Source organism: Haloterrigena salifodinae (genome assembly GCF_003977755.1).
GTDB lineage: Archaea > Halobacteriota > Halobacteria > Halobacteriales > Natrialbaceae > Haloterrigena > Haloterrigena salifodinae.
Genome location: NZ_RQWN01000001.1, coordinates 990,654 through 1,017,641, shown reverse-complemented (window position 1 = coordinate 1,017,641; position 26,988 = coordinate 990,654). Strand labels below are relative to the sequence as shown.

General features: G+C 64.4%; 30 protein-coding genes. 18 read left to right on the top strand and 12 right to left on the bottom strand.

Features of this window, described 5'->3' with window-relative positions:
- The first annotated feature begins 22 nt into the window (after nt 1-22).
- From EH209_RS05185 to EH209_RS05175, 3 genes are all read left to right on the top strand, one after another.
- Nucleotides 23-334, top strand: coding sequence for a DUF5789 family protein (locus EH209_RS05185; RefSeq protein WP_126661853.1), 312 nt, complete (start codon nt 23-25; stop codon nt 332-334).
- 204 nt (nt 335-538) lie between these two features.
- A complete protein-coding gene (locus EH209_RS05180; RefSeq protein ID WP_126661852.1) occupies nt 539-2,491 on the top strand; it encodes a 3-hydroxyacyl-CoA dehydrogenase/enoyl-CoA hydratase family protein in 1,953 nt (650 codons plus the stop codon).
- 4 nt (nt 2,492-2,495) lie between these two features.
- Nucleotides 2,496-3,041 carry a PaaI family thioesterase gene (locus EH209_RS05175; RefSeq protein WP_126661851.1) on the top strand — a complete coding sequence of 182 codons (546 nt, stop codon included), beginning with the start codon at nt 2,496-2,498 and terminating at the stop codon, nt 3,039-3,041.
- An 85-nt stretch (nt 3,042-3,126) separates the two neighbouring features.
- On the opposite strand, the gene EH209_RS05170 is transcribed toward EH209_RS05175, so the two are convergent.
- The 5 genes from EH209_RS05170 to EH209_RS05150 all read right to left on the bottom strand — a co-directional run bounded on the left by EH209_RS05170 (nt 3,127) and on the right by EH209_RS05150 (nt 8,057).
- Nucleotides 3,127-3,651 carry an Lrp/AsnC family transcriptional regulator gene (locus EH209_RS05170; protein ID WP_126661850.1) on the bottom strand — a complete coding sequence of 175 codons (525 nt, stop codon included), beginning with the start codon at nt 3,649-3,651 and terminating at the stop codon, nt 3,127-3,129.
- Between the two features lie 39 nt (nt 3,652-3,690).
- Entirely contained in the window at nt 3,691-4,548 is an 858-nt protein-coding gene (locus tag EH209_RS05165; RefSeq protein WP_126661849.1) for an alpha/beta fold hydrolase, read from the bottom strand.
- 900 nt (nt 4,549-5,448) lie between these two features.
- The gene (locus EH209_RS05160) at nt 5,449-5,907 is read right to left on the bottom strand and encodes a MaoC family dehydratase (protein WP_126661848.1); all 459 of its coding nucleotides are present in this window, start codon (nt 5,905-5,907) and stop codon (nt 5,449-5,451) included.
- 251 nt (nt 5,908-6,158) lie between these two features.
- A complete protein-coding gene (gene paaK / locus EH209_RS05155; protein ID WP_126661847.1) occupies nt 6,159-7,445 on the bottom strand; it encodes a phenylacetate--CoA ligase PaaK in 1,287 nt (428 codons plus the stop codon).
- A 216-nt stretch (nt 7,446-7,661) separates the two neighbouring features.
- Nucleotides 7,662-8,057 carry a universal stress protein gene (locus EH209_RS05150; RefSeq protein WP_126661846.1) on the bottom strand — a complete coding sequence of 132 codons (396 nt, stop codon included), beginning with the start codon at nt 8,055-8,057 and terminating at the stop codon, nt 7,662-7,664.
- Between the two features lie 212 nt (nt 8,058-8,269).
- Here EH209_RS05150 and EH209_RS05145 point away from each other — a divergent pair, with 212 nt between their 5' ends.
- The 4 genes from EH209_RS05145 to EH209_RS05130 are packed head-to-tail and all read left to right on the top strand — an operon-like array spanning nt 8,270 to nt 13,044.
- On the top strand, nt 8,270-9,535 hold the full coding sequence (locus EH209_RS05145) for an ABC transporter substrate-binding protein (RefSeq protein WP_211338322.1): 1,266 nt from the start codon (nt 8,270-8,272) through the stop codon (nt 9,533-9,535).
- Nucleotides 9,536-9,566: 31 nt separating this feature from the next.
- The gene (locus EH209_RS05140) at nt 9,567-11,525 is read left to right on the top strand and encodes an ABC transporter permease (protein WP_126661845.1); all 1,959 of its coding nucleotides are present in this window, start codon (nt 9,567-9,569) and stop codon (nt 11,523-11,525) included.
- Nucleotides 11,525-12,325 carry an ABC transporter ATP-binding protein gene (locus tag EH209_RS05135; RefSeq protein ID WP_126661844.1) on the top strand — a complete coding sequence of 267 codons (801 nt, stop codon included), beginning with the start codon at nt 11,525-11,527 and terminating at the stop codon, nt 12,323-12,325. The genes EH209_RS05140 and EH209_RS05135 overlap by 1 nt, the downstream gene beginning before the upstream one ends.
- Nucleotides 12,322-13,044 carry an ABC transporter ATP-binding protein gene (locus EH209_RS05130; protein ID WP_126661843.1) on the top strand — a complete coding sequence of 241 codons (723 nt, stop codon included), beginning with the start codon at nt 12,322-12,324 and terminating at the stop codon, nt 13,042-13,044. Before EH209_RS05135 ends, EH209_RS05130 begins: the two co-directional genes overlap by 4 nt.
- A 75-nt stretch (nt 13,045-13,119) precedes the next feature.
- Here EH209_RS05130 and EH209_RS05125 read toward each other — a convergent pair whose 3' ends face one another.
- Nucleotides 13,120-13,512, bottom strand: a complete 393-nt coding sequence (locus EH209_RS05125; RefSeq protein ID WP_126661842.1) for a PaaI family thioesterase — start codon at nt 13,510-13,512, stop codon at nt 13,120-13,122.
- 46 nt (nt 13,513-13,558) lie between these two features.
- Nucleotides 13,559-14,197 (bottom strand): helix-turn-helix domain-containing protein, encoded by a 639-nt coding sequence (locus tag EH209_RS05120; protein ID WP_126661841.1) that lies wholly within the window; start codon nt 14,195-14,197, stop codon nt 13,559-13,561.
- Between the two features lie 99 nt (nt 14,198-14,296).
- Here EH209_RS05120 and paaA point away from each other — a divergent pair, with 99 nt between their 5' ends.
- The 7 genes from paaA to EH209_RS05090 all read left to right on the top strand — a co-directional run bounded on the left by paaA (nt 14,297) and on the right by EH209_RS05090 (nt 18,870).
- Nucleotides 14,297-15,238, top strand: coding sequence for a 1,2-phenylacetyl-CoA epoxidase subunit PaaA (gene paaA / locus EH209_RS05115; protein WP_126661840.1), 942 nt, complete (start codon nt 14,297-14,299; stop codon nt 15,236-15,238).
- A 2-nt stretch (nt 15,239-15,240) separates the two neighbouring features.
- Entirely contained in the window at nt 15,241-15,558 is a 318-nt protein-coding gene (gene paaB / locus EH209_RS05110) for a 1,2-phenylacetyl-CoA epoxidase subunit PaaB (protein ID WP_126661839.1), read from the top strand.
- A complete protein-coding gene (paaC, locus tag EH209_RS05105; RefSeq protein WP_126661838.1) occupies nt 15,558-16,430 on the top strand; it encodes a 1,2-phenylacetyl-CoA epoxidase subunit PaaC in 873 nt (290 codons plus the stop codon). Before paaB ends, paaC begins: the two co-directional genes overlap by 1 nt.
- Nucleotides 16,430-16,846 (top strand): 1,2-phenylacetyl-CoA epoxidase subunit PaaD, encoded by a 417-nt coding sequence (gene paaD, locus EH209_RS05100; RefSeq protein ID WP_126661837.1) that lies wholly within the window; start codon nt 16,430-16,432, stop codon nt 16,844-16,846. Before paaC ends, paaD begins: the two co-directional genes overlap by 1 nt.
- Complete coding sequence (paaE, locus tag EH209_RS23905) at nt 16,843-17,013, top strand: 1,2-phenylacetyl-CoA epoxidase subunit PaaE (RefSeq protein WP_164721998.1); 171 nt, start codon at nt 16,843-16,845, stop codon at nt 17,011-17,013. Before paaD ends, paaE begins: the two co-directional genes overlap by 4 nt.
- Nucleotides 17,014-17,080: 67 nt before the next feature.
- The gene (gene paaK, locus EH209_RS05095; protein WP_126661836.1) at nt 17,081-18,364 is read left to right on the top strand and encodes a phenylacetate--CoA ligase PaaK; all 1,284 of its coding nucleotides are present in this window, start codon (nt 17,081-17,083) and stop codon (nt 18,362-18,364) included.
- 89 nt (nt 18,365-18,453) lie between these two features.
- Complete coding sequence (locus EH209_RS05090; RefSeq protein WP_126661835.1) at nt 18,454-18,870, top strand: PaaI family thioesterase; 417 nt, start codon at nt 18,454-18,456, stop codon at nt 18,868-18,870.
- 66 nt (nt 18,871-18,936) lie between these two features.
- Here the strand turns inward: EH209_RS05090 and EH209_RS05085 are convergent, their stop codons facing one another.
- Together EH209_RS05085 and EH209_RS05080 are read right to left on the bottom strand one after the other, a co-directional pair.
- The gene (locus EH209_RS05085) at nt 18,937-19,947 is read right to left on the bottom strand and encodes an LLM class flavin-dependent oxidoreductase (RefSeq protein ID WP_126661834.1); all 1,011 of its coding nucleotides are present in this window, start codon (nt 19,945-19,947) and stop codon (nt 18,937-18,939) included.
- A gap of 336 nt (nt 19,948-20,283) precedes the next feature.
- Nucleotides 20,284-21,558, bottom strand: coding sequence for a M24 family metallopeptidase (locus EH209_RS05080; RefSeq protein WP_126661833.1), 1,275 nt, complete (start codon nt 21,556-21,558; stop codon nt 20,284-20,286).
- A 96-nt stretch (nt 21,559-21,654) separates the two neighbouring features.
- Here EH209_RS05080 and EH209_RS05075 point away from each other — a divergent pair, with 96 nt between their 5' ends.
- A complete protein-coding gene (locus EH209_RS05075) occupies nt 21,655-21,846 on the top strand; it encodes a hypothetical protein (protein ID WP_126661832.1) in 192 nt (63 codons plus the stop codon).
- A 24-nt stretch (nt 21,847-21,870) separates the two neighbouring features.
- Here the strand turns inward: EH209_RS05075 and EH209_RS05070 are convergent, their stop codons facing one another.
- The 3 genes from EH209_RS05070 to EH209_RS05060 form a co-directional block, all read right to left on the bottom strand.
- Nucleotides 21,871-22,839 carry an NAD-dependent epimerase/dehydratase family protein gene (locus EH209_RS05070; protein WP_126661831.1) on the bottom strand — a complete coding sequence of 323 codons (969 nt, stop codon included), beginning with the start codon at nt 22,837-22,839 and terminating at the stop codon, nt 21,871-21,873.
- Between the two features lie 78 nt (nt 22,840-22,917).
- Entirely contained in the window at nt 22,918-24,615 is a 1,698-nt protein-coding gene (locus EH209_RS05065; RefSeq protein WP_126661830.1) for a thiamine pyrophosphate-binding protein, read from the bottom strand.
- Nucleotides 24,612-24,935 (bottom strand): EthD family reductase, encoded by a 324-nt coding sequence (locus tag EH209_RS05060; protein WP_126661829.1) that lies wholly within the window; start codon nt 24,933-24,935, stop codon nt 24,612-24,614. The genes EH209_RS05065 and EH209_RS05060 overlap by 4 nt, the downstream gene beginning before the upstream one ends.
- 118 nt (nt 24,936-25,053) lie before the next feature.
- On the opposite strand from EH209_RS05060, the gene EH209_RS05055 reads away from it, so the two are divergent.
- From EH209_RS05055 to EH209_RS05045, 3 genes are all read left to right on the top strand, one after another.
- Nucleotides 25,054-25,521, top strand: coding sequence for a VOC family protein (locus EH209_RS05055; protein WP_126661828.1), 468 nt, complete (start codon nt 25,054-25,056; stop codon nt 25,519-25,521).
- A 105-nt stretch (nt 25,522-25,626) separates the two neighbouring features.
- Nucleotides 25,627-26,343: an EthD domain-containing protein gene (locus EH209_RS05050; protein ID WP_126661827.1), complete on the top strand. Its 717-nt coding sequence runs from the start codon at nt 25,627-25,629 to the stop codon at nt 26,341-26,343.
- A gap of 4 nt (nt 26,344-26,347) precedes the next feature.
- Entirely contained in the window at nt 26,348-26,947 is a 600-nt protein-coding gene (locus EH209_RS05045; protein ID WP_126661826.1) for an HD domain-containing protein, read from the top strand.
- The last annotated feature ends 41 nt before the right edge of the window (nt 26,948-26,988 follow it).

Sequence of the window (26,988 nt, the reverse complement as noted above, 5' to 3'; positions counted from 1 at the left end):
GCTCGCTGTCCTAATTTGGAGGATGGCAGACGACAAGAAGGGCCGAAACAAGCAAGCCGACGACGAAGAGCGACGCCAGCGGGAGCGAGAACTTCAGGAAGCGCGCGAGCGCAACGACGAACCCGAACCGGTTGACCCCGCGCTCGACGATGAACTCGAGAACCGCGAGTATCCGACGACGGCCGGCGAACTCGTCGGCGCTCACGGCGACTTGGAAGTCGGCACGCAAGACGGATCGAAACCCCTCGAGGACGTGTTCGCCCCGGTCGAGGACGAATCGTACGATTCCGCCGACGCCGTCCGGGCTCGGATTCGGGAACTGACCGATCGTTGAGCGGAAGATCGGTCGCCGGGCGGAGTGACTGCCGCGAGAGAACCGGCAGTCAGTCGCAGCCCGTAGGGATAAACTCGAGTCAACGTTACCGAAGTTCATCGAAAACCGGAATCGACGAACGTGCTGTACAACCGGGGACAACTCACTTAACATTGCTAAGTAGGTGTCGGTGGTATTAAGACGATTCCGAGCGACACCACGACCATGTCACTCGACAGCATCGACCGCGTCGCTGTGCTGGGCGCGGGGAACATGGGACACGGGATCACCGAAGTGACCGCGATGGCCGGCTACGACGTCACGATGCGGGACATCAAAGACGAGTTCGTCGAGGACGGCTACGAGTCCATCGAGTGGAGCCTGCAGAAACTCGAGGAGAAGGAGCTGATCGATGAATCCGCCGACGAGGTCCTCGAGCGGATCGACACGACGACGGATCTCGAAGACGCCGTCGCCGACGTCGACCTCGTGATCGAGGCCGCGCCCGAGGAGCTGGACCTGAAACACGACATCTTCAGCGACTTAGAGGAGTACACCAGCGAGGACACCCTGCTGGCGACGAACACCTCGAGCCTGCCGATCACGGACATCGCGGAGGCCGTCGACACGCCCGAGCGCGTGCTCGGCCTGCACTTCTTCAACCCGCCGGTGAAGATGGACCTCGTGGAGGTCATCTACGGGCAAGACACCAGCGACGAGACGGCCGAAGCGGGCTACGAGTGGGTCGAGTCGATCGGCAAGACGCCGATCTACGTCCGCAAGGACGTCCGCGGCTTCGTCGTTAACACCATCGTCGGCCCCTTCGGCGGCGAGCCCGCGTTCATGGTCTCCAACGGCGAGACCACGATCCGGGAGGCCGACGCCACGATGGTCCACGAGCGGGGCTATCCCATGGGGCCGTTCGAACTCGCCGATCTGACCGGCATCGACGTCGGCTACCACGTCCGCAAGGAGGGTGGCAGCCCGATTCCGCCGATCACGGAGGAGAAGGTCGAGGCCGGAGACCTCGGCCAGAAGACCGGCAAGGGCTTCTACGACTACGAGGACGGCGACGGCGCCGACTACGAACCCGAAGACGCGGGCGACTTCGACTGGCTCCGCGCCGAGGCCCGGATGATCAACCGCGCCGCCTTCCTCGTTGGCGAGGACGTCGCCACGCCCGAGGAGGTCGACACCGGCGTCCAGCTCGGGCTGGGCTTCCCCGAGGGCATCTGCCGGCGTGCCGACAAGCTCGGCCTCGATACGGTCCTCGAGAAACTCGAGGAGCTGTACGAAGAGACGGGTTCCGACCGCTTCGAGCCCCACCCGTACCTCGAGGAACTCGTCGCGGAGGGCAAGACCGGCGAGGACGCCGGCGCGGGCTTCTACGATTACGGCGACGACGAACTCGGTCCCTACCACGACCTGAACTACGAGATCGAGGACGGCGTCCTGCAGGTCGAACTCGACCGTCCCTCGCGGATGAACGCCCTCTCGGGTGACCTGCTCGCAGAGATCGACGACCTGTTCTCGTCGATTGACGCCGACGAGGTCCGGTGTGCGACCATCGAGGGCACGGGCGACCGCGCGTTCAGCGCCGGCGCCGACATCTCCGAATTCAGCGACGCCGAGCCGACGGACCTGATGGACGTCACGCCCGCGTTCGAGACGGTCAACGAGTTCCCCCGTCCCGTCCTCGCGAAGATCGACGGCTTCTGTCTCGGCGCCGGCCTCGAGCTCGCGCTCGCCTGCGATCTGCGCGTCGCGACCGAGCGATCCGCGTTCGGCGCCCCCGAAATCACCCTCGGGCTGATCCCCGGCGGCGGCGGCACCCAACGGCTCCTTCGCGTGCTCGGCGAGACCCGTGCGAAGGAACTAGTCTTCCGCGGCAACCACATCGACGCCGACCGCGCCGAAGAGTGGGGACTGATCAACCGCTCGGTCGAGCGCGACGACTTCGACGACACCATCGAGGAGTTCGTCTCCGACCTCCGAAACGGGCCGCCGATTGGCCTCGAGGTCGCCAAGAAGGTCATGAACGAAGGCCAGGACGCGAGCATGGCGGCCGCCCTCACGATGGAGAGCCAGGGCTTCGGCCTGCTGTCAAGCACCGACGACGTGCTAGAGGGCACGACGGCCTTCGCCGAGGACCGCGATCCCGAATTCGAGGGCGAGTAACGAGATGCAGGACCCCGAGGACCTGACGGACGCGGACGACGCCACCGATGCGCCCGAGACGGAAGCGACGGCCGACGCCGCCGACGTCCCCGATGCGGACGACGCCACCGGCTGGCCCGAATGGGCGTCGTTCGTCGACAGCCACGGCTACCTCTCGTGGCTCGACGTCCGCGTCGAATCCCTCGAGGAGGGTCGTGCGATACTCGCCATCGACCACGACGAGGAGTTCGAGAACCCGGTCGGTTCGGACGGCTACGACCCGATCCACGGCGGTATCGTCGCCACACTGATCGACACCGCCAGCGCGTTCGCGCTCCGGTCGACGTTCGACGACCCGAGCGGGGCCGGGCTGACGACGACCGACCTCAACGTCTCCTACCTCCGGCCGGCGACGGGCGATCTCCGGGCCGAGGCGGAGGTCGTTCGCGCGGGCAAGACGTCCGGCGTCACGCAGGTCTCGGTCACCGGCGCCGACGGCGAGGCGGCCGTCGGCCGGACGACCTACCGGCTGTTCCGGAGCGGCGGCGGCGAGAGCGCGGGCGATCGCTAATCCGCAGCGGCCGTCGGTCGGCGTGGGACCGGCCACTCCCTACTGACCGGCGTGGAATTGACGAAGTCGGGATCGAAACCGCGTTCTATTCGGTCTGGTCGCCGCGCAGATCCTCGTAGATCTGCGGATCAGTCCGGAACTTGAGCACGTTGTGGACCGAGGAGTTCCGGATGTTCGCGATGACGTCGCCGTATTCCTTGTAGCAGTTGTGGATCCACTTCGAGATCTGCTCTGAGCTTCGGAACATCATGACGGTCTTCCACTGGTACTCCCCGTCGGAGAGAAAGTAAAACAGCGTGTGTTTGCTGCCCTGAATGTACTCCATCGCGTCGCGCCAGCCGTCCTCGAAGTGTTCGGTGTTGAATTTGAACTCGAACAGCGCGAAGGTGTAGTACTCCTCGTTGGGGATGATCGCCTCCCTGAACACGCCCTCGTCGCGCATCCGTCGGATCGACTCGCTGACGGTGACGTGCGAGACGTCGATGTCGTACTCGGCCTTGAGCACGCTCGTCAGTTCCCGCGAGGAGAGCTGCGGGTCCTTCGAGAGCTCACAGAGGATGGCGATGTCGCGATCCTTGAAATCCCAGTTCGGTTGCTCGTCGTCAGTCATATAGTCGGTCCGTTTTATCCGCTACCGTTATGTGTCCATTCATTTCAGGAAGTCGATCAAATGATCAGCGTAGGCGTCGGGTCGGTCCTCGGGAACCCAGTGATAGGCGTCCGACAGCGGCGCGAGCGCGGCGTCGTCGAGATCTTCGGCCAACCGTTCGGCGTAGTCGTAGGGCTGCATGACATCGTCTTCGCCCCACAGCAACAGCGTCTCGGCCTCGATCGCACCGTAGTCGATCTCGGTCGTGTGATTCGTGTTCGTCGCGACGGCGTCGCGAACCAGCGATACGCGGCCCTCGTCGGTCAGCCACGGCGCCTTCATCCCCGCGACGAACTCGGGATCGGCCTCGCCGTAGGTGCCGTCGACGAACGCCGACTCGAGGCGGGCCTCCAGTTCTTCGCGCTCGAGGTCGGCCGTCGACGGCAGTCCGAGATTCGAGACGAACTCGACGGGCCAGGAGTCGTAACAGACGGCGTTCGAGAGTACTAGCCGCTCGACGGTGTCCGGGTTGTGCGCGGCAAAGCGCAGCGCGACCCCGCCGCCGATATCGTGGGCGACGAGGACGACCTGGTCGACGTCGAGATCCTCGAGCAGTCCCTCGAGCATTACCTCCTGGGCGCGGATCGAGCGGTCGAAGCCGTCTCGCATCGCGGAGTTGCCGTAGCCGACCAGATCCGGCGCGATCGTCCGGCGCTTCTCGGCGACCGCCGGAACGATATCCCGCCAGAGAAACGACCAGGTCGGGATTCCGTGGACGAAGACGACCGGCGGTTCGTCGTCTCCATCGTCCGCGCCCGTGTCCGGGCCATCCTCGTGGTAGGCGACCTCGAGGTCGTGGCCGTCGACGGTGACGGTGGTCGTCGCCTGTTCGTCGCCCCAGGTCTCGTGGTCGACCATTTAGCCACCTCCGCCCGCAGTTGCGAGCGTCGTCGCGGGCTGGCCGTCCGAGATCGTTCGTGCCTCCGATCGTGCCATACACCCGATTTGGTTTCCATTGTAAAGTTAGTTTGGGGCCTCAGCTTCGGACCGCCGACCGGCGAACGTATGGGAATTACTGTGCATCGTGGCCACAAGAACAATATCCTATCCGGTAGGATAGAAGAACCATCGTAGCAATGTCATATTACATCTGGAGTCAAGTAGTAGTCGAATTGAACTCGACGGAACGCTATTCGACAGCAGCTCTCCACTCGTAAGGGCTAGGATCGATATCTCGGGATTTCAGGCGCACTACGCGGCAGATAAGGCAAAATAGGCGCAGATAGAGAGACAGATCATCGACTGCAATATGGTTATGGTCTCGAAGGCGAGACTACTACGATACCGGTATCTGTACTCCGTTTACCGCCGATACACGAGCTCGCGATCGAAGTCCCTCATCGCGATCGCTGCTCGGTGTGTACGGCGAAGTATGGTCAGTTCTCTCGAGTTCATCCCGAACTAAATACCAGATAGACAACTATGTGTGGTATATTATATAGATGCCGCCAGGTGACCGCGCTCGCGTCGGAGTCGGGACAGTGGTCACGTGCGGTTTTGGAGACGCGATCGGACGCCGGTAACGGCGAAACGTCGGCGACGAATCACTGGAAAGCGAGCGTCGGACGGTTCGGGACCAGCCCTCGCGCGCTGCGGTCGGATAGCTGTCGCTCTCGCATCGCCTGGTCGCCGCCGAGTATCGGACCGAGGCGACGCCGACTGTGAGCGGGCAGTTCCGATGACCGGATCGATACGGATGTGACTCCGACGAACGGGTCCGCGCCGACGGCCTCCGTCGGCGACGCCGCGTTCTGCGCGCTATTCCTTCCGTTTGATGAGGAACTTCATGTCGCCCTGAAACACGACGATGCCGTCCTGGTTCGTCATCTCGGTGTCGAGGACGACGATACCGGCGTCGTCGTGTTCGACGTCCTTCTTCTCGCTGACCTCCATCTCGAGCGAGAGCGTGTCTCCGATGTAGACCGGGTTCGGGAGATCCATGTAGTTCATCCCGAGGAAAGCGTACGCTGTGCGCTCGACGATCCCGGTGCGGTAGACGAAGCCCGTTGCCTGGACGAACGTCATCGGCCCGTGGGCAATCCGGCCGTCGAAGGGACCGTCCTCCGCGTACTCTTTGTTCGTGTGCAGTTCGGTCCAGTCACCGGCCAGCGCCGAGTGCATGACGAAATCGGATTCCGTGACGGTCCGGCCGACGCTCTCGAACTCCTGGCCGGGTTCGAAGTCCTCGAAGTGATGCGGCTCGTAGCTATATGCCATACGTGACCATCCCTCTCATGACACAAATAATTTACCTCAGTGACGGGAACCGGAGACGCGACCGAGAATCGATGCGAGCTCGCGGTCGCCGCTGCTCGAATCGACAACTCCGCTGCCGGAGCACCTGTACGCCGCGGAGATATCACTACAGTCGGTCGACGCTGTCGGCGTCGGGTCCGACACGGGCCGGTCGACTTTCACCTGTATCCGATCGACGGTGCGACTCGACTCGACGCGACGTCCCGAAGGGGCTATCGGTGGTCGTACACGCGTTTCACTTTGCCGACCTTCGTGCGCTCGATACTACCCGGTTCGACGACGTTCAGTTCGTCCGGCGTAAACGAGAGGACGTTTGACAGCCGAGTGAGGATTCGGTCTCGAAGTTCCGCGACGTCACCGTCGAACCCCTCCACCAGTTCGATCGTGAGCTCGAGGGTGTCGAGGTTGTCCTCGCGATCGAGGTCGATGCGGTAGTAGGGCGCGACCGCCTCAAACTCGAGGACGATGGCCTCGATCTCGCTGGGATAGAGGTTGACGCCGCGCACGATGATGAGGTCGTCCGCGCGGCCGGTGACGTTATCCATTCGGACCATCGTGCGGCCGCAGTCGCACTCGTCGGTCGTGAGCGTGGTGAGGTCGCCGGTGCGGTAGCGGAGCACGGGCAAGGCCTCCTTCGTGAGCGTCGTCAAGACGAGTTCGCCCTCCTCGCCCTCCGGCAGGGGTTCTCCCGTGTCCGGGTCGACCACTTCGGGATAGAAGTGGTCCTCCCAGACGTGCAGTCCCTCCTGGGCTTCGTGACACTCGTTGGAGACGCCGGGACCGATAATTTCGGACAGTCCGTAGATGTCGATCCCCGTGACGTCGAGGCGCTCTTCGATCTCCTCGCGCATCGGATCCGTACAGGGTTCCGCCCCGAAGATGACCGTCGACACCGGCAGCTCGCTGACGTCGACGCCCATCTCCTCGGCCGTCTCCGCGAGGTACAGCGAGTACGACGGGGTGCAGGTGAGGACGTCGCTCTCTAAGTCCTGTAACAGCTCCACCTGCCGCTGGGTCTGCCCGCCGCCGATCGGGATGACCGTCGCACCGAGTTCTTCGATCCCGTAGTGGAGGCCGAGCCCTCCCGTGAACAGGCCGTAGCCGTAGCCGTTCTGGACCGTCTCCCCCGGTTCGACGCCGGAGGCGGCGAGACACCGGGCGACGACTTCGCTCCACACGTCCAGATCGTCCTCGGTGTAGGAGACGATCTTGGGTTTGCCCGTCGTGCCCGAGGAGGCGTGAATGCGTCGGATGTCGGCGTCGTCGACGGCGAAGAGGCTGTCGGGATACTCGTCGCGGAAGTCTTCTTTCGTCGTGAACGGAAGCTTCCGGATATCGTCGACCGTCTGTACGTCCTCCGGCGCGATGCCCGCGGCGTCGAGTTCCCGGCGGTAGTAGTCGACGTTCTCAGAGGCGTGGCGAACCGTTTCGCGGAGCCGTTCGTTTTGCAACGCTCGGATCTCCGACCGAGGCGCTGTCTCTATCTGCTTATAACTCATCCTCACTCAACAATCCGGAGTCCCCCGATAAAAATCATGTGGTGAGTGCACATGCCACTGAGAGACAACGGAATTGACAGGACGGAGTCGACTGAGACTCACCTCGAGCGGCGGACGATTCAGCCGCTCGAGTCCCGTCGCGACGCCCGTCGGCCCCATCGCACTCGCTGCCGAACCGAACCGCGCCGCTACGGCGGTCGGACGACGGTCGGCGGGTCACTCCTCGGGGCTGACGGTGACGACGGGCCTGTCGGTTCCGAGGATGACCGACTGGGTCACGCTCCCGAAGAGCACTTTCCCCGTCGGCGTCCGTTTCCGGCCGGCGAGACAGATCATGTCGACGTCCATCTCGTCGGCCGCCGCGATGAGCTCCGACGCCGGGTCGCCGCTCGTCTCGTAGTACTCGTAGTCGACGCCGCTCTCGTCGAGGGCCGTAGCGACCTGGCGGACGCCGGCGAGTTGCTGGACCGATCGCCCCTCAGGGTTCTCCTGGAACACGTGCGCGAGAACGGCCGTGATCTCGTCGGTCGAACCGGGGAGCGATTCGATCATCGATGCCTGCTCTCGCGCGCGGTTTTCGTCGGTATCGAGTCCCACCAGTATCCGAAACATATCTCGCGGATAGACACCAATACACATAATACTCCGGTTCGGTCCCGCGCATCGAGTCGTCCGAGCGGACACCTCGGTCGGCCGTTTTTCGGTTGCGATCGAGAACGGAACCGCCGAGCGTCGAGGATCGGCTCCGGACGACGGGGACGGCATGTATAAAACCGCCATAAAACGGGGTCGATTTTTATAGGATGATGTAATCTACTGAAGGTATGGCTCGAGATAACAGGCCACGTGGCCGGAGGCGTGATATTCTAAAAACAATTACCGTTGGCGGTGCAATCGGGATATCCGGATTGGCCGGCTGCGTCGGCGATCCGGACGAGTTGGGTGGCGGAGACGACGAGAACTTCGACACGGTCCAGTTCGGCGTTCTCGAGCCGAGGACGGGCGAGTTTAGCGCTCTCGCGAAGGAACACTACCAGGGAACCGAACTGGCGATCCAGCAGATCAACGACAGCGACGAGTACGACTTCACGATCGAACACGAGGAGTACGACACGCAACTCGACCCGGCGACGGCGACCCAGCAGGCCCAGCAGGCGGTCCAATCCGACGGCGCACAGTTCATCAGCGGCTGTATCTCGAGTTCGGCCGCGCTCGCGATCAACAGTTTCGCCGCCGATAACGAAGTCGTCTACACGCCCGGCGCGGCGGATATTTCGATCACCGGCGAGAACTGCAACGAGTACGTGTTTCGGTTCGAGACGAACACCGCACAGATCGCGGCGGTGATGTCTCAGTGGACCGCCGACGAACTCGGCGATCGGATCGTCTATCACATCGCGGATTACGCCTACGGCGAGTCGGTACTGAACGAAGTCGAGACGCGAATGGAGTCGATCAGCGACTCCTACGAGCGGGTCGGCGTCACCCGGTCGGATCAGGGCTCGACGAACTTCGAGGCGTTCATCAGTCAGATCTCGAATGTCAGCGACGAAGCCGATGCGCTCGTCGTGGGGATGACCGGATCCGACCTCGCGATTTTTCTCTCGCAGGCCAGTTCGCGCGGCCTTCCGGACGAGATCCCCATCGTGACGACGACCGGATCGTTCCGGGCCGTGCGAGCGGGCGGTGGAGAGGGCGTGTACAACACCTACAGTGGTGTTCGATACGTTCCAGAGATCGAAACCGGAGACAATCAGGCGTTCGTCGAGGCCTACGAAAGCGAGTACGACGCCCCGCCGGACAACTTCTCGCGCGTCGGCTACGAATCGATCCGCATGGTCGCCAACGGCATCCGTGAGGCGGGGTCGCGCGATCCCACGACGGTCAGGGAGTCGCTCTCGGGCATGGAACACGACACGATCTTCGGCCCCAACCGGTTCCGGGAGTGCGACCAGCAGGCGATGAATCCGGTCTGGATGGGCGAGTGCGTCGAACCGGACTCGGGGGAGCTCGCCGACGTCGAACTCCTAACCCAACTCTCCGGCGAAGAGGCCGCACCCGACTGCGGGGAAACCGGCTGTGAACTGTAACGCGCTCATGACGAACACCGCTCGATAACCAATGGTCGCTGGAATCTTACAACAACTGGTGGACGGGTTGACGATCGGCGTGGTATACGTCCTCTTAGCCGCCGGCCTGTCGGTCATCTTCGGCGTCATGCACGTCATCAACTTCGCTCACGGCGAACTGTTCGCGCTGGGAGCGTACTTCGCCCTGGCGCTGATCGCGCCGTTCGGTGGAACGGCGTTTTTCGCCGCGTTGTTCGTCGCACCGCTGCTCGTCGGTATCCTCGGCGTTGCGATCGAACGGTTTACGGTGCGACCGTTGTACGGACGGAACCCGCTGTACCACATTCTGTTGACGTTCGGGCTGGTGCTGGTCATCAACGACCTGATTTACCTGATCTGGGAGCCCGGCAACGTCAATCTCCCGACCCCGGCGATCCTCTCAGGAACGATCGATGTCGTCGGACTCAACGCCAGCGTGTACAACGTATTCGTCATCGTCTTCGGCGCCGCGATGGCGCTCTCCGTCTGGGCGATGCTCGAGCACACGAAGTACGGTCTGATCATTCGCGCGGGTTCCCAGGACCGGCAGATGGTCCGGAACCTCGGCATCGATATCGACCGCTACTACTCGCTGGTCTTCGGAATGGGGGCGGCGCTCGCCGCCGTCGCCGGGATCATCCTCGGCGGCTACCAAACGGTCAGCCCCGAGATGGGGATGTCGGTCATCATTCCGGCGTTCGTCATCGTCGTCCTCGGCGGCCTGGGCAGCTTCAAGGGGGCCGTCGCCGGCGGACTCCTCGTCGGCATCATTCAGACGCTCCTGCGGACGTACGCGCCGATCCTCGAGGGAACGGTGATCTTCCTGCTGATGATCGGTATTCTCCTCGTCCGGCCCCGCGGACTGTTCGGCGTCGAGATGGAAGAAGAGGGCGGCGAACTGCTGACCGGGTCCGGCGGCGTCCTCGACGATCGGACCCGCAAGTGGGTCGGACTCGCGGCGGTCGGGCTACTCGCCCTGCTCCCGCTCGGGGCGGGGACGTTCTATTCGACGTATACGGTCACGCTCGCGATCGAGATCCTCGTCTGGGCGCTGTTCGCGCTCAGTCTGGACTTCGTGATGGGGTACACCGGACTGGTCTCGCTCGGTCACGCGCTGTTCTACGGGCTCGGCGCGTACGCCGTCGCGATCGCGTTACTACACGTGAGTCAGTCGGCGTTCGTCGCGATCGGCCTCGCGATCGTCATTTCCGCAGCCATCGCGTGGGTCGTCGGCTACCTCTCGATCCGCGTCTCCGGCGTCTACTTCGCGATGATCACCCTCGCTTTCGCCGAACTGTTCTACAACATGTTGTACCGACTCGAGATCACCGGCGGCTCCGAGGGGCTGTTCGGCATCTCGACGTACTACGGGATCGCCGGGGTGGGAATCGCGCTCGACGAGATCGGACTCTTCCTCGGTCCGGTCGCCCTGACCGGGCAGTCGCTGTTCTACTACATCGCGCTGGCAGCCCTGATCGGGTCGTTCCTCCTCACCCGACGAATGCTCAACTCGCCGTTCGGGTCGGTCCTCAAGTCGATCCGCGAGAACGAACAGCGAGCGACGTTCCTCGGCTACGAGACGACGCGGTACAAACGCCGCGCGTTCGTTGTCAGCGGGGCGCTGGCCGGTCTGGCCGGCGGACTCTTCACGCTCAACTCGGGGTACGCGGCGCCGTCGTTCGCCTACTGGCTCCACTCCGGCGAGGTGATCGTGATGGTCATCCTCGGCGGGATGGGGACGCTCTACGGACCGATCGTCGGATCGACCGTGTTCTTCGGCCTCGAGGAGATCCTCACCGGCTTCACGCCGCGGTGGCGACTGGTGCTCGGGACGATTTTCCTCCTGTTCGTGATCTTCCTCCCGCGCGGACTGGTCTCGCTTCCGGCGCGGCTCAAACCCCTCGTGACGAGGGACTCCGGTCCGGGTGCAGAACCGGCGCCGGACGACTCGCACATGAGAGGTGACGACTGATGGCTACGGAACCGGTCGAAACGGACGAGCGAGTCGCGGACGAGACGATCCTCCGAACGGACGAGTTGGTCAAGAAATTCGGGCAGTTCACCGCGACCGATCGCGTCGATCTGACGGTCGAACGCGGCGAGTTCCGCAGTATCATCGGCCCGAACGGCGCGGGAAAGACCACGCTGTTCAACCTCGTCACCGGCGCACTGCCAGTCACCGACGGGCGGATCTACTTCGACGGCGAGGATATCACGATGCTCTCGCCAGCGGAACGCGTCCGCCGCGGCATCGGCCGCTCGTTCCAGATCTCGAATATCTTCGGCGGACTCAGCGTCCGCGAGAACGTCAGGTTGGCGGCCCAGTCGACCGACCGCGATCGGTACGGGTTCGTCGAATCGCTGTTCAAACCGACTGACCGGTACAAGGGGATGAACGACCGGACCGACCGGATCCTCGAGCGCATCGGACTGAGCGACGTCGCCGACGAGGAGGCGAACGCGCTCGCGTACGGCGACAAGCGACGCCTCGAGATCGGCGTCGTCCTCGCGACCGAACCCGACCTGGTGCTGTTCGACGAGCCGACCGCCGGCATGAGCGTCGAGGAGACCCAGGAGACGATCAAACTGATCGAAGACGTGCTGGTCGACCAGACGTTGCTGCTCATCGAACACGACATCGAACTCGTCATGGAACTCTCTAACCGCATCACCGTGTTGAATCGCGGGCAGATCCTCGCGGAGGGGACGCCCGACGAAATCGCCGCGAATCAGGACGTCCAGGACGCCTATCTCGGGGGGATGATGGAATGAGCGCCGAACCGCTGCTCTCGGTCGACGCGATCGATGCGGGATACGGGGACACGCAGGTGCTTCGCGAGCTATCGCTCTCGATTGACGAAGGCGAGATCGTCTCGCTGGTGGGCCGCAACGGCGCCGGCAAGACGACGACGCTGCGGACGATCATGGGCATTCTCACTCCGACGAGCGGCGCCGTCCGCTATCGAGGCGAGGATATTTCGACGCTCGACGCGACGGAGACGGTCACGCGCGGGCTCGCGCTCGTCCCCGAGGAGCGCCAGATCTTCCCCGAACTGACCGTTCAGGAGAACCTGCAGATCGCCGACTACGGCGGCGCCTCGGACGTCGATTCGCTGTCGATCGAGGAAGCCCTCGAGATGTTCGAGAACCTGAACGCGCGGACGGAGAACGCCGGCTCGTCCCTGTCCGGCGGCGAACAGCAGATGTTGGCAATCGCCCGCGCGCTCGTCGGCGGCGCCGATCTCATCCTGCTCGACGAGCCGACTGAGGGGCTCGCGCCGTACATCGTTCAGGACGTGATGGACATCGTTCGCGAACTCAACGACCGGGGTATCACCGTCTTGCTCGTCGAGCAGAACGTCCACGTCTGCCTCGAGCTCGCGGACCGGAACTACGTCATCAACCAGGGCGAGATCGTCTACGAGGGGACCGCCGAGGATCTCGAGGCGAACGACGAGATCCTCGATCGGTATCTAGGCGTCACCGCGTAATCGACGTGCGGACGCGCTTTCTACGGAGATACGTCCACAGCGATTTCGTCTCGTCGGCCTCGAGTCGACGGCCAGTCACGGTTTGTAGACGCGTCCTCGAAACGTCGCGATTCGATCGTCGGCCCCGTCCGTGACGACGACCTCGTACTCGGCCGTCCGACCGCCGCCATGGGTCTCCGCCGCGGTCGCGGTGAGGACAGTGCCGACCTCGACGGCTTCGAGGTACGAGACGTTCGTCTCCAGTGCGACCGCGGTCTCCCCGTAGGAGTTCGACGCCGCGGCGAAGGCCGCGTCGGCCAGCGAGTAGATCGCCCCGCCGTGGGGCGTGCCGTGGAAGTTCGTCAACTCCTCGCTCACTTCGAGGCGGGTGCTCGCGGCTCCCGGCTCGAGGTCGACGAGTTCGATTCCGAGGGTCTCGCAGTAGGCGTCGCTCTCGATGCGCCGGCGAACCGTTTCGATGTCTGCCATACGGTATCACACCGATACGGAGGTAAAAGTATCTAGCGGCGGACTCTCAGCTGAAGATCTGGCGAAACAGCGCCGCCTCGCCGCGTCGGAGCCGCTCGAGAAACGCCGATTTGCTGATCCCGAGCTCGTCGGCGACCGCCTCCGACGAGGCGTTCCGGGGGATGGTGAAGTACCCCATCTCGAGGGCCGTCCGAAGACACTCCTCTTGGGCCGGCGTGAGGTCCCATCGGTGACCGGGGGATTCCTTCGCTTCGGCCTGCAGAGGATAGACGCGCTCGAGCGTGACCCCGACGGTCTCGCCGGCGGCCTCCATGACGCCCTTGAGGACGTCGCGACCGACGACCGCGCCGAAAATCATCGCTGCGCCGTCGCGGTATCGCAGCGTCTCGACGATGAGTCCGCCGTCGATCAGTCGGTGGACGACACAGGGCTCTTTCGACAGGCAGCGGTACCGATAGCGCCCGTCTGTCCGCGAGACGTGCAGGTACGAGATTCGGTCGTCGTCGTCGAGTAATTGAGTGAGCCGGTCGCTCTTGGGCGAACTGAACTGGAGGAGATCGTAGCCGTCGCTGCGGTGCTGTGGCGGCTGCGCACCGATCTCGACGTCGACTTCCCGCGTCGCCTCCGCAAGCGGACAATCGTCGTTCTGAACGCGGAATTCGACCGCGAGACATTCGTCGATCATACCGAGATATGTTCCCCGTTACCACCCACCAGTATTTAAAACCGCGTTATACGGCGGTTAACCCCTAAGGGTCTATCCAGCGTTCATTCGGATGAAACGATGGACCTGGAAACAGCGAAAGAACGCGCGGGGCCGCGGGAGTTCAGCCCCGCCGACGGCCTCCCCGAGGAGTACCGGAAAGCGGCCACGCGGATGATCGAGTTCCACGCGAACAGCGAGATCATGGGCGCGTACCTCGAGCGCCCGTTCATCCGCCAGGCGCCGAGCATCGATCGCAAGCTGGCGTTCTCCGCGAAGGTGCAAGACGAGATCGGCCACGGACAGCTGCTCTACCGCGCCGCCGAGTCGCTGGGCGTCAAGACGCGCGAGGAGATGTTAGACGACCTCGCGAACGGCGACGGGAAGTTCTTGAACTGCTTCCACTATCCGATGGAGAACTGGGTCGAGACGCCGATGATCGCCTTCTTCGTCGACGGCGCGGCGATGCGTCGTCAGGCGACGCTCCGACGGACCAGCTGGGAGCCGTACGCCCACGCGATGGACAAGGTATGTTTCGAGGAGGGGTTCCACGTCAAACACGGCGAGGACATCCTCGCGGAACTCATGTCGGGGTCGAAGAAGGAACAGCGGATGACTCAAGAGGCCTTCGAGGAGTGGTGGCCCCGCATCATCCAGTTCTTCGGTCCGACCGACGACAAGAGCACCCACCACGACTTCGCGGCCTCGGTGGGGCTCAAACAGCAGTCCAACGACCAACTGCGCAACGCGTTCCTCGATCAGTACATCCCCAAGGCCCGAAAGTACGGCCTCGAGATCCCCGACGAGCCCCGGATTCGCGAGCGGGACGACGTCACCTACGAGGTCGCGGAGGACGATCTCGACTGGGATGAGTTCTTCACGATCGCAAAGAACGACTACGAACCCGGTCTGGATCAGATCAACGGCCGCAAGGCCGCACAGGAGGCCGTTCAGTGGGTCCGTGACGCGATCGAAGGAGACGCTTCCGCCGCCGGCGGCCACGCGCCGCAGGCGGCCGACTGACCATGATTTGGGAAGTATTCCGCCAGGAGAAAACCGGCCGGTATCACACGCACTGCGGCAACGTCCACGCGTCGGACCGCGAGATGGCCAAGCAGTTCGCGGCCATCCAACACGGTCGGCGCAAGCCGACCAACAGCCTCTGGGTCGTCCCACGGGAAGAGATCGGCGAGATCGACTCCGAAGACGTCGCGTTCGGCGGGACGACCGACAAGAGCTACCGGTGGGCGACCGCGTACAACACGACCGGGAAAGACGCGAGCGAGGTCGTCGAGTCCGAAGACGAACAGGCGACCGCCGAACGACAGCGGGGTGACGACTGATGGCGGCGAACCTCGAGAACCCCGACGAACTCGACGAGCGCGAGCGGACGGCTCTCGAGACGCTGCTGAAGCGGCTGGCCGACGACGAGTTCGTGCTGGCCGAGCGCTACACCGAGTGGCAGGTTCGCGCGCCCAGCCTCGAGTCGGACCTCGCGCTGGCGAACAACGCCCAGGACGAACTCGGCCACGCCCGCCTGTGGTACGACGTCCTCGGCGACATCGGCCTCGAGGAGCGAGACCTCGTCTACGAGCGCGATCCCGGCGACTTCCGGCACAGTACGCTGGTCGAACTCCCCTACGAGGAGGGCGACTGGGCCGACGCCGTCCTCCGATCGTACCTCTACGACGTCGCCGAGGACCTCCGGCTCGAGGCGCTCGTCGACTCCGCGCACCCGAAGATCGCCGACCGCGTCGGCAAGATCCGAAGCGAGGAGGAGTACCACCTCGAGCACGCCCAGAACTGGCTGGAGCGGCTCGCCGACGGCGGCGAGGGTCGCGAACGCCTGCAGGACGCGCTTGATCGGCTGTTCCCGTACGCGTTTACGCTCTTCGAACCCGTCGATCCCGACGTCGAAGACGATATCGTCGACCTCGGGCTTCGCGACGCGACCCTCGAGGAACTCGGCGAAGAGTGGCTGTCGATCGTCGTCCCGTACCTCGAGTCGCTCGACCTCGAGCTACCGGTGGACGGGCGCGCGGGCGGCGATACCGACGAGTTCGCGTTCGAAGTGACCGAGGACATGCTCCCCGAGGAGCGCGGTCGCGACGGGACCCACACCGACGCGTGGTTCGACCTCTACGATGAATTCACCCACACCTACCGCGAACTCGGGCGCACCGAGACGACCAGAATCATGGACAAACCAGAGTAATGAGTAGCAATATTCCGGACGACACCGACGCCACGCCCTGTGCCTACACCGACTACCGCGAGGGGGAGTCGACGGCCGACCTCCCCGCGACCGGCGACGACGCGACCGGCCTCGCGGCCGACGTGTGGGACGTCCTCTACGGGATCGAAGACCCCGAGATGCCGATCAGCATCGTCGATCTCGGACTGCTCTACGGCGTCGACGTCGCCGACGGGATCGCGACCGTCGACATGACGCTGACGTACTCGGGTTGTCCCGCTCGAGACATGCTCACAGAGGAGGTCAAAGCCGCGGTCGCCGCCGTCGACGGCGTCGAGGACGTCGAGTTGCGACTCGTCTGGAGTCCGGAGTGGACCGTCGAGATGGTGACCGACCAAGGCAAAAACGACCTCAGGGAGTTCGGACTCAGCATATGAGACGGGATCTCGATCCGAGCGTCACGACCAGCGGAGCGGCGGAGGGCGCCGAGTGTCCCTACTGCGAGTCGACGGATACCATCCGCGAACACCCGAAAGGACCGTCGCTCTGCCGGTCGATGCACTACTGCAACAGTTGCGAGCAACCGTTCGAGAAGTTCGAGTAATCGGTCCTCGAAAGCGTTGGCGAGCGAAGGATTTTGGTATTCGATACCGTGATCAACTGCAAGATCCATGTCAGAGACTATCCAGCACACTCGTCGGGAGGAGCTGCGGGAACTGCAATCCGAACGACTCCGCGACATCGTCGCGTACGTCTACGATAACGTCCCCTTTTACCGAAAGGCCCTGGACCAGGCCGGCGTCGCGCCGTCGGATCTCGAGCAGATCGACGACGTCCGGACGCTCCCGTTCACGACGAAAGAGGACTTCCGCGACGAGTATCCCGACAGCCTCTTCGCCGTCGACGACGCCGACATCCGACGCATTCACGCCTCCTCGGGCACGACGGGCAAACCCAAGATCGTCGCCTACACTGAGAACGACCTCGAGCTATGGGACGAGGTGATGGCGCGGTCGATGGACGCCGCAGGCCTCGATCCGGGCGAGACGTTTCAGAACGCCTACGGCTACGGGCTCTTTACCGGCGGGCTCGGCTTTCACGGCGGCGCCGAAACGTTCGGGGCGACGGTGATCCCCGCAAGCGGCGGGAACACCCAGCGCCAGGTCGAACTCGCGCGCGACCTCGAGAGCGATGCGATCGGCTGTACGCCGTCGTACGCGCTCTACTTCGCTGAGACCGCCGCGGAGATGGGCGTCGATCCGCGCGAACTGCCGCTCTCGACGGTGCTCTACGGCGCCGAACCCTGTACGGAACCGATGCGCGAGGAGATCGAAGAGCGCCTCGATGCGACCGGTATCGAGAACTACGGGCTCTCCGAACTGATCGGTCCGGGCGTCGCCGTCGAGTGCCACGAGGCCCAGGACGGGATGCACATCTGGGAGGATCACTTCTATCCTGAGGTCGTCGATCCCCGCACCGGCGAGGTCCTCCCGGAGGGCGAGGAGGGCGAACTCGTGCTCACGTCGCTCACGAAGGAGGCCCTACCCGTGCTCCGCTACCGCACCGGCGACCTCACCACGCTCACCACCGAGGAGTGTGCGTGTGGACGCACGATGGTTCGAATGGACGGCGTCACCGGCCGCGCAGATGACCTCATCATCGTGCGCGGCGTCAACCTCTACCCGAGTCAGATCGAAGCCGTCGTCCTCGAGTTTGAGGCGGTCGCGCCCTACTACCGCATCGATCTCGATCGCGAAGAGAACCTCGACACCCTCGAGCTCACGATCGAACTGGAAGACGGATTCGACGGCGACCGCGACCGGCTCAGAAGCGAGATCCTCGAGCGACTCCAGAACGCGCTGTCGTTCACTCCCGATGAACTCGAGTTGGTCGAGTCCGGAACCCTCGAGCGAACGGAGGTCGGGAAGGTGAAACGCGTCTACGACCACCGCTGAAGCGGACCGCGTCCGCCGCCGGCGCCGAGCGCGTCCCGATGGACGTCACCGACTCCACTTTTAATACGGTTCGTGAGACAGTACCGTGCATGGATATCGAAGCCTTCTTCGAGGGCATGCCGTTCGCCTCCCTGCTCGGGATCGACGTTACCGATTGCGAGGACGGCCACGCCGAGGGCCGCCTCGAGATGAGCGAGGACCTCTCGTGGAACGAGGATCGGTTGATGGCACACGGCGGCGTCACGTTCACGCTCGCAGACACCGTCGGCGGCGCGGCACTGGTCTCGCTGGTCGAGCAACCCGTCCCGACGATCGATATGCGGATCGACTACCTCAACGCCGGCACCGGCGACCTCTATGCGGAGGCCGACGTCGTGCGCTGCGGGAGCGACGTCGGCGTCGTCGACGTTGACGTCTACGCCGAAGACGACGGGGAGTCTTCCGAAGACGGCGACGCCGTCGGGACGCACATCGCCAACGCGCGCGGGGTCTACAAGACCGGCTGATCGCCGGGCGTTCCCTCCGCACTTCGTTTCGTCACGTCCGGCTGTCGATCCAGCCGGCCGGCCGTTCTACTCGAGTTCCGGAGCGACGTCCTCGCCGAGCCGATGGACACAGTCGATCATCTCGTCGGTGTCGACGCCCGGGTAGTACGTCCGGAGGATGAAGTGAACGTCGTCGCCGAGCCCCTCGCGATACCGCTCGAGTTCCTCGACGACCTGTTCCGGCGTGCCGAAGATGGCCTGCTCTTTCAGTTCCCGCTTGCGCTCGACCTCGAGTTCGTCGACGGACTCGCCGGAGAAGATCTCCGCGTACCGCCGCTGGAGATAGAAGTAGCCGTCCCGCATCGCCTCCCAGGCGTCTTCGCGGGAGTCGCCGACCCAGCCGTGCTGGAGGACGTAGATCGTGAAGTCGTCCTCGAGGCCCTCCTCCTCCTCCCGGACGCGGCGGATGTCCTCGACGCGCTTGCGGACGCCCTCGACCGAGAGCGCTGAGGGGGCACACCACGCGTCGCCGATCCGAGCCGCCCGACGGACGGCCGGCTTCGCGCCGCCGCCGAGCATGATCGGGACCGTTCCGTCGACGGGCTTCGGTGTGACCGAGATGTCCGTCGGCACGTCGTGAAACGTGGAGTCGTAGCCGAGATCGCCCTCGCTCCAGGCGCCCCGGAGGAACGGCACGAGATCGGCGAGGCGCTCGGCCCGTTCGTCCCGCGGGACGTCGAAAACGTCGAACTCGTGCGGGTTCGATCCGATCGCGAGTCCCAGCGTCAGTCGGCCCTCGGAGAGGAGGTCGACGGTCGCGGCGTCCTCCGCGAGCCTGATCGGATCGTACAGCGGCCCGAGCGCGACGCAGCTCCCGATCTCGAGGTCGTCCGTCTCGGCGGCCATCGCCCCGAGCGCGGGCATCGTTCCCGAGAGGTAGCCGTCCTCGGCGAAGTGGTGTTCCGAGACCCACGCGCTGTCGAGTCCCGCGGCCTCGATTTCGCGGGTCAACGCGAGTACCTCGTCGTACAGGTCGCTCGCCTCGCGGTCGTCGTCCGGCCGCTGCTGGGCGGTGAACAGGCCCGTCCCGAGTTTCATATGCCCGATATCACGTGGAATCGGCTTAATTGTTGGTGAGCCAGCAACTGGTTGTGTACCGGTTTGGATTCGTTCGTTGCGTCGCCGATGTGACCACCGCGAAAGCCCCTGGCACGCTCGACCCTCCGGGGCTTGCTGCGGTCCTCGCTTCGCTGTGGTCCTTACTGCGCCCGGGAGGGATCGACCGCGCCAGCCCCTTTCCTTCCCACCCGTATCGACTGGTCGGGCAGGCCACCGCGGATGGGATTGTGGTGTTCTCGAGCCATTCGTTCTCGAAACGAACGACTCACGCTTCTGTTCATAGATCACACGACGAAAACACCCGTTCCGGTGCGACTAGTGATCGATGACGGTGATCTCCTCGACCGGCCACTGGCTCAGGATTTCGACGCCGTTCTCGCGGACGACGACCATCTCCTCGACGCGAACGCCCTGCCGACCGGCCGGCTCCTGGGTTTCGACGGCCATCGTCATCCCCTCCTCGATCTCGATGGGGTAGTCGGGCGAGAGGCCGCGCCAGACCAGCGGCACCTCGTACAGCTGGAGTCCGAGCCCGTGGGCCCAGTGGTTCGTCGTCAGCTGCCAGTGCTCGTCGGCGTCGTAATAGTCGGCGTGCTCGCCCTCCATGTCCGGGAACCCCTCGGCGATCTCGTCGGTCGTCGCGCCGGGTTCGATTCGCTCGAGCACGTCGTAGAGGTTGTCTCGAGCCGTCTCGTACGCCTTCCGCTGCTCGTCGGTCGGCTCGCCTATCGAGAAGGTCCGGTAGTAACACGACCGGTAGCCGAGGTAGCCGATATTATAGAAATCGGCGTAGACGAGATCCCCCGGCCGGATCGCCCGGTCGGTCGTGTTCGCCTGGTGTTTCGGCCACGTGTTCGGCCCGGAGGTGAGGTAGCCGCCGCCGACGAACGCGCCGTGGCGCCACAGTTCGCGGACGGCCTCGCCCCACACTTCTGTCTCGCGCATTCCCGGCTTCGCGGCGTCTTTGATCGTCTGGAATCCCGCTTCGCAGATCGACGCGACCATCCGCAGACACTCGATCTCGTCTTCGGTCTTGACCTTTCGGGCGTCCTCCATGATCGCGTTGCAGGCCTCGACGTCGGTCTCGAGACCGCGATCCTCGAGGGCCTCGAGCAGTCCTCGGTTGCCGACGTCGACGCCAAGTTTCTCGTCGGCGACGCCGTACTCCTCCATGGCCTCGTAGACCGTCTCGGCCATCGTCGAGAGCAGGAACTGCCGAGCCGACGGGCTACCCGAGGCCCGCGGAACGTTCCCGAGTCCCGGACAGGCGTAGCGGACGTCGTGCAGCCAGGGGCAGTTGAACCGCTGATTGCTCGCGTGGTCGGCAGTGTCCCAGTGGACGATGTCGCCGTTCTCGGTCAGGAGCGTGTAGTGGTCTGCGCCGCTGCCGCCGGTCATCGCCAGTCCGGTGACGTACCGGATGTTGGGGTCCGAAACGAGCAGCATCGCGCCGAGATCCGTCTCCCGGAGGCGCTCGAGGGCTCGTTCTTTTCGAGTTTCTCGAAGTCGCTGCGTGTCGATCCGTTGCTCCCAGTCGACGGCCTGCGTGCCGCGCGTTCCCTCCATGAAGTCGCGCTCGTAGAACGTCATGCGGTGACGTATCACTGCGACTCACTAAATCGTACCGCTGGCGGCGATCGGCGACGGCCACCGGGCTATAAGATCAATCGCGTGCTACGAACGAGCATGCCAATCCCCGGCTACGATCCCGAAGACATCGACGAACAGCTCGAGGCGCGTCTCGACGACGGCGAGATCGAGCGCAAACTGAGCGACTCGGAACTCGAAGCGTATCGCGGCGGCGACGCAAACCTGATCGACTTCCTCGACGAGGCGGAGATCGAGCGGGTCCTCGAGCGCGGGGACGGGTCAAACTGAGTCAAAATCGACGAATACGGTGGACTAGACTGGGTCGAGACTCGCTTCGTCGCGCAAGACGTTGATGTACTTCCGGAAGCCCGACTCGAGATCGTACTGGACCTCGTACTCGAGATCCTCTTGAGCTTTCGTCATATCGAGGTTCTGCGTCCAGGGGAGTTCGCCGTCGTCGGAGACGTCGACGTCGGCGTCTGGCACGATCGATTCGACGGTCTCTGCGGCTTCGCGGACCGTCGCGAGCACGCCGCGGACGTTGTAGACTCGCTGCGTCAAGTCGTCTTCGGGCGTGAACGCCGCCTTCCGGAACGCCTGGGCGATGTCCTCGACGTGCTGCCAGTCGATCGCCTGATCACCGTACTCGACGCTGTAGGACTCTCCGAGGGCGGGTTTCTCGATGATGTTTGCGAGAAACGCCGAGCCGCCGGTCTCGCGGTAGGGGCCGTAGGCGACCGTCGGCCGGAGCGCGACGTGGTCGAGGCCGTAGTCCTCGTAGTAGACCCGGGCCTGGTGTTCGTTGTACTCCTTGGTCGCGCCGTAGAGCGTGTCCGGATAGACGAGTTCGTCTTCGTCGATCCACTCCGCGTCGTAGTTGTGCGGCGGGGCGTAGACCGCCGCCGAGGACGCCCACGCGACGCGCTCGATCTGATCGTCCAGCGTGCGTGCGGCCTCGAAGACGTTGTTCGTCCCCATGACGTTCACGTTGGCGGCCGCGCGCGGATTCTCGCGCGCCGTCGTCGTCAGCAGCGCCGCGAGGTGGATGATGTGGGTCGTTCCCGTCTCCTTGACCGCACGGATCACGTCGGTCGACTCGGAGACGTCGCCGCGTCGAACCTCGACGTCGTCGGCGACGCCGAGTTTCTCGAGGATTTCCGTGTCCGTCGAGAGGTCGTACGCGACGACGTCGTGGCCGTGTTCGAGCAGGTCCTGTACTACGTAGGAACCGATGAAGCCGGTTCCGCCGGTTACCAGTACGGTAGCGTCGGTGTCGTTCATGTGTCTGTAATATGTCGATGGTTCACGTATAGGTTGGTGATCGTTCGGGTCGGCCGCGTGGGCAGCCGTTAGGCGTCATCACTCGTGGAGCCCCCCGACCGACTCGTAAAACGAAGAAGCCAGCGTGTCGGCCATGTCCTCCTCGCGGTCGATTCGCACGTCGATGACGTGAGGGACGTCGGCCGCCTTGCCGTCCTCGAGCGCCGCGGCGAACGCCTCGGGGTCGGTCGTGCGCGTCCCGACGGCGCCGAAGGCCTCGGCGGCTTTCACGAAGTCCGTGTCGTGGAATTCGACGCCGGCGATGTCGCCGTCCTCGCTCTGCATCTGTCGGACCATCCCGAGGCTGGTGTCGTTGAGGACGACGAACGTGGGCGCGACGCCGTATTCGACGGCGGTCTCGACGCTGTTCATCGTCATCGAGAAGCCGCCGTCACCGGCGACCGCGACGACGTCCTTGTCCGTCGTCAGCGCCGCCGACACCGCGGCCGGATTCGCCCATCCCATCCCCCCGACGCCGCCGCTCCCGAAGTAGGTGCGGACGGCCGGGGTCTGCAGGTAGTACAACAGCCAGAACCGGTTGTTGCCGGAGTCGGCGGTGACGATCGTCTCCTCGTCGACGACCGCTTCGATCTCCGTGACGGCGCGCTGGGGTTTGATCGGCGTCGAGTCGTCCTCGCACTCGGGGGCGGTAAACCACTCTTCGGCCGTCGCCGCGCGTTCCATCGCCCAGTCGTTCGACGCGTCGCCGGCGTCGGCGAGCGCGGCGAGACTCTCTTTCGCGTCGCCGATGAGGCCGACGTCGGCGGGGTAGACCCAGCCCGCGTTGCGCGCGTCGACGTCCGCGTGGACGATCGTCTGCTCGTCCGGCCGGATGAACTCCGGTGCCTGCCAGTTCGTGTCCATCGGGTTCAGCCGACAGCCGGAGACAAGCAACGTATCGGCCTCGCTGACGACCTGATTCGCACCTTCGTGCCCGAACGACCCTATGACGCCGGCGGCGCGGTCGTCGGTCTCGGGATAGGTCGATTTGCCGAGATACGAGGTGACGACGACGCAGTCGTACGCCTCGGCGACCGCCGCGAGTTCGTCGTAGGCCTGTGCGGCGTGGACGCCGTTGCCCGCGACGATCACCGGCCGCTCCGCTCCCTCGAGCGCGTCGACGGCGTCGGCAACGTCCGACGCGGACGGCGCGGCGTCCCACGTCCGGGTTTGGGAAGCGGCGTCCCACGCGGTCGGCGTGGGATCATCGGGAACGTCGTCGGTGATCGCGTCGCCGTCCAGGATGATCGCGGTCGGACCGGGACGGCCGGCGACGGCGTGTTTGAACGCAAGCTGCGTCGAGCGCAGGGTTTCGACCGGCGTGCGCGGAAACCACCACTCCTTGGATACCCCGTCGAGGATCGAGGGGAGGCTGAACCCGCCGTAATCCCCGCGGGCTTGCTGGTACGGTGCTAGCGTCGAGTACTCGCCGCGCTCGGAAGCTTCGGTGAGCACGACCATCGGCGACGAGGACAGTCGCGCCTCCATCTGACCGATCATCCCGAGGCTGCCGATCCACGGCCCCTGTCCGGCGAGAACGCCCGGCTGTCCCGTGAACCGGCCGTAGGTCTCCGCCATGACGCTCGCCTCGCGCTCGTCGCGCGGTCTGACGAGGTCCACGTCGGATTCGGGAAGGTGATCGAGCAGTTCGATGACTCGGCCGCCCGGATAGCCAAAGACGTACTCGACGCCGAGGTCTTCGAGCGTCTCGACGAGTGCGGACGCGGTCGTCGTCATTCGTCGGCGTCCACGTGCACGGTCTCTTCGACGACCATTCGCGGCCCCGCGCCGGGTGCGGTGAACTCCGCGGCGTCGTCCATGACCTCCTGGCCGACGTCCGACTCGAACGCCTCGTTCATGGCCCGTCCGTCCTCGAACGCGAGCTCGAGGACGCCGTCGTACTCCGCGTCGTCGGGGTCCGTCGGAACGGACGTGCTGTACCGTTTCAGCCCGGGGAGTTCGCTGGCCATCTCAGTGTGGTCGCCCCGCCACCGTTCGACGAATTCGTCGTGGCTGTACTCGTCGTTACGGACAAGAAACTCGACCAATGTTATCATGCATCAATACTGTTGCCGTCCGCCGACTTTGTTCTACCGGTGCGGTATAATCCCGTTGATCACGGTGACCGTCCACACGCACCAAATAACTATGTGCGTCGGCCGTCGTTTCCACCGCATGTCCGAGATGCCAGCGATGCGCGTCGATCACGTCGGGATCGCCGTCGAATCGATCGACGACGCCGAAGCACTGCTGTTCGTCCTCGGCTGCGAGAAGATCCACGAGGAGTCCAGCGAGTACGGTGCGTTCACCTGGGCGACGTACGTCCTCGGCGACGCTTCCCGGCTCGAACTCATCGCCCCCGAGGACGGCTCGGAGTCGTTCCTGACCGACTTCCTCGAGCGACGCGGTTCCGGCCTCCACCACGTCACACTCGAGGTCGGCGACCTCGAGCAGACGGTCGACGTTCTGGAAACGTACGATGTCTCGGTCGTCGATCACGCTGCGTTCGATCACTGGAGCGAGGCGTTCGTCCCGCCGTCGAATCCGACCAGTGCGTTGCTCCAGTTCATGGAGTACCACGATGGCTACGCGGAGCACCGGGAGGCAGGCCACCGGTTGTTCGTCGGCGGCGAGTCGCTCTGAGGAAGCAGTGAGTCCGCGCTCGAGTGGTCGTATTCGACTGCCGCTATCGTGCGTACTGCACACAGCCCACACAATTTATGCCGCTGTACGGAAAACACGCCGGTGATGTACAAACACGTCGCGCTACTGGTTCGCCAGGACGGCCTATCCCACGACGAGTTCGTCGACTACTGGCGGGAGAACCACACCCCGATCGCCCGCGAGATCGAGGGAGTGGTTCGCTACCAGCAGGTGTTGCCGACCGAACCGGACCACGCCGAGTTCGACGGCCTGGCCGAACTCTACTTCGAGGACCTCGAGGCGCTCCACGACGCGCTGGGAAGCGAGGGCTCGCGCGATTACGATCCCGAGAAGGGGAAAGCGAAGGAGGCCCGCGAGGACGTCGACAACTTCCTCGCGGTCGAGGAGCGACCGCGGTTCATCGGCGAGGAGATCGTCCAGAAGGACGAGGTCGACGCCGATACCGACGGGTTCTACAAGCACTCCGCGTTTCTCGTCCGACAGGAGGGAATGAGCCACGAGGAGTTCGTCGATTACTGGCAGGAGAACCACACCCCGATCGCCCGCGAGATCGAGGGCGTCGTGAAGTACAACACGGTGATTCCGACCGATCCCGAGAACGCCGAGTTCGACGGCGTCGCCGAACTCTACTTCGAGGACCTCGAGAAACTGTACGACGCGCTGGGCAGCGAGGGCTCGCGCGACTACGACCCCGAGAACGGGAAGGCGAAGGAAGCCCGCAAGGACGTCGACAACTTCCTCGCGATCGACGAGCGGCCTCGGTTCATCGGCCGCGAGCGCCTCGTTAAGGCCGAGGAGTGATCGCATGTCTAACACCGACCGCGACTTCGAGAGTCAGGTCCGCGACGCGCTTCCCGAACTCGAGCGGATCGACGACGACGACCTGCGCGAACGGGTCGTCGAAGCGTGGGTGCTCGGGTTAGAGCGCGGCGGTTGGCGAGACGTCGAGGACATCCCCTACGCCTGGAACATCCACGAGGTCACGAACGTCGAACACGTTCGCGGCGTCGCGCGTATCGCGCTCGAGACCGCCCGCGAACAGCGGGCGTTCCACGGCGCCGACCCCGACGTCGACGTGATCGTCGCCGCGTGTCTCCTCCACGACGTCGGCAAGTGCTATGAGTACCCCGACTTCGTGGACGACGAACTGCTCGCCGACCCCAATCCGCGATACGTCAGTGAGGAGATCCCCCACTCCATCTCGGGGTACGCCCTCGCCCACGAGGTCGGCTGTCCGCTCGCCGTGCAACGCGCGATCCCGCACTTCCTCGGCGAGGTCCCCACGCGCACGCTCGAGGCCGAACTCGTCAAGAGCGCGAATTCCGCGTCGTCGAACGCCATCACGCAGGCGACGATGGGGATCACGCTCCAGGAGTGGGTCGAGAAGTACTCCCAGACCTCGTAGTCGTTCGACCGCCCCGGCGCGGGTTCGCCGAATCGAACCGG